Origin of the sequence: Sphingomonas sp. (genome assembly GCF_031380695.1) — a bacterium.
In the GTDB taxonomy this organism is placed as follows: Bacteria; Pseudomonadota; Alphaproteobacteria; order Sphingomonadales; family Sphingomonadaceae; genus Sphingomicrobium.
The window spans coordinates 1-4,531 of the sequence record NZ_JANMWY010000217.1; the positions used below are offsets into that span (position 1 = coordinate 1).

The 4,531-nt window shown below is 63.0% G+C and carries 3 protein-coding genes; all 3 read right to left on the bottom strand.

The window, feature by feature from the left end; all coding sequences use genetic code 11:
- Positions 1–168 precede the first annotated feature (168 nt).
- Complete coding sequence (locus tag RMN84_RS07880) at positions 169–888, bottom strand: SapC family protein (protein ID WP_309611626.1); 720 nt, start codon at positions 886–888, stop codon at positions 169–171.
- Positions 885–2,459 carry a tryptophan 7-halogenase gene (locus RMN84_RS07885; protein WP_309611627.1) on the bottom strand — a complete coding sequence of 525 codons (1,575 nt, stop codon included), beginning with the start codon at positions 2,457–2,459 and terminating at the stop codon, positions 885–887. Before RMN84_RS07885 ends, RMN84_RS07880 begins: the two co-directional genes overlap by 4 nt.
- A 98-nt stretch (positions 2,460–2,557) precedes the next feature.
- The coding region (locus tag RMN84_RS07890) for a TonB-dependent receptor domain-containing protein (protein ID WP_309611628.1) at positions 2,558–4,531 on the bottom strand (1,974 nt) is incomplete at its 5' end.

Sequence of the window (4,531 nt, forward strand, 5' to 3'; positions counted from 1 at the left end):
GCCTCGCCGCCGGAAACGCGCCCGGCCTTTACCAGTGGCCAGTCGGCGGCCAGGCCGCGTACGACGAATGGGGCTACCGCGCCCCTGAGCCGTGCGTCGAGGGCCGCTCCGCTTGCGACGGCCTCCTCGCGAATTCGAGGCAGTGTTTCGAAATCAAGGACGGCCGCTTCAGCCACGCCCGATCCTGCGGTTCTTTCGCGCGATCAGGGCGGGAATGTTGGACAGCGAGGCCAGGGCCATGAACATCGGCATGAGATGTCCCGCTGCGTGCAGGTCGCCGAGTGCCGCCGCGTCGAGCGCGCGCAGCTTGTCCTCGTCGATCAGATGATAGCCGACCATGCGCTGGGTCGATCCGTCATCCAGTTCGACATCGAGCGAAAAGGGTTCGAGCAATTCATATCGCTGCAGCGCCGCGAAGAAGGCGCCGGACCCGCGATAGCCTTCGTCCAATTCACCGAGTTGCCCGGCAATTACCTCGAGATAAGGGGTCTGCGCGCCATGGTCGTCGAACAGGCGCATTCCCTCGCCATTCCGGGCAATGCGAGCGTGGCCCATATCGACATGAACCTGTCCCGGACCGTCGCCGCTGGCCGGGCGACCGACGAGGAACGGCTGGATAGACAGCGCGAGCGGCCGATAGGCGGCGTCCCAGCGACCATTCTCAAGGAACAAGTTCTCGCCCTGCTCGAATCCCATCAGCGCGAGCGCGGAAAATACATCGCGTTCCAGATCGCGCCGGAACAGAATCGGAAAGCTGTTCTGCAGGCGGCGAAATTCGCTTGGCACGGCGAGGCACGCCATGACCCCGTCGCCCAACTCGGCGTCTGCACCGGGTTCGACCCTGAGGTCACGGTGGGCGACGCTGTCAAGAATTTGGTGGTCGCTCATGCGCAATGGACTTCCTGGCTTGTTAACGCCGCCCCTCGAAGGGCATCGAGATAGGCGCGATTGGTCGGCATCGCGGCGGCCAGCGCCCGCGCTCGCTGGCGGATCGCCGGATCGAGCTTTGCGGCCTCCGCGCCGGTCGCGATCGCAGTGGCGCCGCCCATGCCATAATAGACATATTGATAGCTGGCCGCCGGAAACATTTCTTCGGTGAGCGGGAAGTCATAGGCCGACGGCGGCTGGTCGCGCCACAGTTCGACCAATTCGGCCAGGCCCGGCGGGACAGAAGCCGGATCGCGATGCGCCAGCCAATAAGGCTCGGTCCGCTCGCTGAGCAGATAATGAAGTTTGAGGAAATCGACGATGCGGTCCCAGCGCTCACGGAATAGCATATTGAAGCGGCGCGCCTGGATCGGCATCGCCGCGCGTCTGGCTGGGAAATTGTCGACTAGCGCGCGCAGCGACAATTCGATCAGCACGATCGCCGACGCTTCGAGCGGCTCGATAAAGCCAGCCGCCAATCCCATCGCGACGCAATTCCCGACCCAGAACCGCTCGCGGTGGCCGGTCGGGAAGGCGAGCTTGCGCGGGGTCAGCGCGGCGTGGTCGGCGTGCGGCGCAGTGCGGGCGATATACTCGCGCAAGATCGCCTCGGCGCGATCATCATCGAGAAAGCGGGAGGAGTAGACGCAACCAATTCCGCGCCGGGTCGGCAGGCCGATGTCCCACAGCCAGCCCGCTTCATGCGCGGTGCCGATGGTCTGCGACGCGATCGGCGACCCCTCCGGCACCGGAACTTGCACGGCCAGCGCGCGATCGTTGAACAAGACGGCGCCGCGATCGACCCAGCCGACCCCGTAATGGCCAGCGATCAGCAGCGCGGCATGACCGGTGCAGTCGATGAACAGGTCACCCGCGACGCGTCCGTGATTGCGCGTGAGTACCGCCGCAATATCGCCGTCGTCGTATGGCTCGATCCCCTCGACCTGGTCTTGGAGATGAGTCACGCCCAGTCGCTCGACCGCATGACGAGCGAGCAGCGCCGCCAGCTTCACGGCGTCGAGATGATAGCCATAATTTACCGCGCCGGCATAGCCGGGCATCGAACGCTGTCGTGGAGCCAGGCCCAAGGCGCAGAGCTCCGCTTGCGCGGTGAGCGCGTTGGCGAAGCACGCGCCTGGGGCCTCGCCCTGCCACGCCGCGATCAATACGCTCGGTTCCAGGGCGGGCGGCGGCGTGAACGGGTGGAGGTAGGAATCGCCGGCGGTAGCGTCGCGCCACCCGTCGAAGCGCGATCCCTGTTTGAACGACGCATCGCAGGTGGTCAGAAACTCCGACTCGGAAATACCGATCGCGGCCAACGTCGCCCGCATCGTTGGCCAGGTCCCCTCGCCGACGCCGACCGTCGCGATATCGGGCGATTCAATGAGCGTGATCGACTTGGCCAACGCCGAACCAGCCGGAAAGCGTGACGCCGCCAGCACTGCGGCGGCGAGCCAGCCGGCCGTTCCACCGCCGATGATGACGATGCGCTGGACGGGGCCGGTTGCCTCGGGATGATCTGGCCGCTTCATCTACCTCGCCTGTCGAGCGCCCGCCAATGGCAAGAGAGCCACCCCGGATCAACGGGGCGACTCTCTGTCACGGATTGAGCGGAAGCAAGCCCACCGCCTTAAAAGCTAAATCGAACGCCCGCAGCGTAGCGAGCATAGCCAGGCGCCGCGAAGAACACCGTCTGGTTGTTGCGCTGGTGACCGCGCCGATCGGCGTTGGTGATGTTGATACCTTCGACGAAAGCCGTCAGCCCCTTGCGGAACTCGTAGCTCGCGCTGGCGTCGAACTGACCATAGGAATTGACGTAGTAGGGATCGAGACCATAGCCAGACAGGAACCCGGCGCGCCAGTTGTAGGCAACGCGCGCCTGCAGACCGCCCTTGTCGTAGAACAGGACTGCATTCGCGCTGTCGCTCGCCCCAGGCACCGCGAATTGTGTGACGGTGTAACGCAGCGCGTTGTTGTACTTGGTGTCGCTCTTGACGATCGTATAATTCAGGATCGCGCCAAACCCCGTGTTCCAGAAACTGTGCTGGACCGCGAATTCGAATCCCTTGAGATGTGCGATCTGGTCACTGTTGCCGGGCTGGCCGACGGTGAAGACCAAGGCCGGATCGCCCGCCGCGCCGCGAATGCCGGGAACCGAACCCGCGACATAGAGGGCTGGAAAGTTTGTCTGAATATAGCCCAAAATCTGCTGGAAGCTCGCATTCGGTCCTAAGGCCGCTCGGGCAGCATTGAAAGCTGCGCCTTGGCCGGGATTGGTCAGGCCGAATTGCTGACTCTGCGTCGTTGTGGTCCCGATGAATTGACTTACCGTCTTGTGGAAGAAGCCGATCGAGACATAGCTTTCGCGGCCATAATACCATTCGGCCGACAGATCGATGTTCTTCGATTTGTAGGGAAGCAATCCCGGGTTGCCGCTGGCGCCGGTGCTGCCGCCGTTGGGGCGGGCGGGCGAGTTGACCGTTAGGCCGCCCTGCAAGCTGCCATAATCGGCGCGCGTGATGGTGTGGCTGTAGGACGCGCGCAACTTGAAATTGCGCATTGGCGATACGTCAAAGTCGAATGCCGGTAACCAGTTCTTGTAGTCGCCCTTCAACGTCGTGAAGTCCGATGTCGTCGCATTGAGGATCGAAATCTCATTGAACGAAACCAACACGGTTCCGGGCGGAACGGGCACCAGGGCCGAGCTTACAATCTTCGTCCGCTCATAGCGCAATCCGAGCCGCAGATGCGACGGATTGTTGAACAGGTTGAAGGTGTGGGTCGACTGGATGTAGGGCGCAATCGACTTTTCGCGGATGCGGCGGTCGACCTGATATTTGGCCAGACAAGAACCCGGCACCGCCGAGGCACCGCAGATGTTCAGTCTGCTCTGCAGCAGGTTGATCAACCCGACGGTATTGACCTGGAAATAGTTGGGAATGATCGCCGGGTCGTTCGACCCTTCCATCCCCGCCAGCCGGGCGGGCAGGCCGACGATCGAGTAGAGATCGTCGGGCGTGTCGGCAGCGGACAGGGTGCCGCCCCACGTGTCGTTCTGGATATTGCCGAATGCCGTGCGCACCTTGTTGTCGGTAAAGGTCGCGCCGAAGTCGATGCTCTTGATGAACGAGGTGTCGAAGTCATAGCCGGCCTTGATCGAGGCTTCGTTGATCCGGTCGCTCATGAAGGCATTGCGGAAGGCGTTACCGGCCGGACGGATGTTGGCGGCGTTGATTTCTGATCCCGGATACATCGCGACCGAGATGACCGGTATGTCGTGGGTGAAGTCCACCCTCTGCGACTGAACTCCGAAGATCGCGCTACCGACGGCGATGTTGCTGCCATACGGTGACGTCGGCTTGCTGACTGCGGTCGAGTGATGCGCGTCGAGTTCGATCCGCGCGCCGCCCGAATGCCAGGCGAGATTGCCGCCAAGCGATTTGTTCGTCGAGCGATTTGCCGCGACCGCACCGGTAATCGCCAGATCCTTGCCGGGGCCGAACACCTCCGAGTAAAAATTGGGTCCTGCCGCCGGACCATCGGTCCAGCTGCTGGTGGTGTTGTCGTGATTGAACCACACGCCGATGCTGCTGGTGCGCGAGTC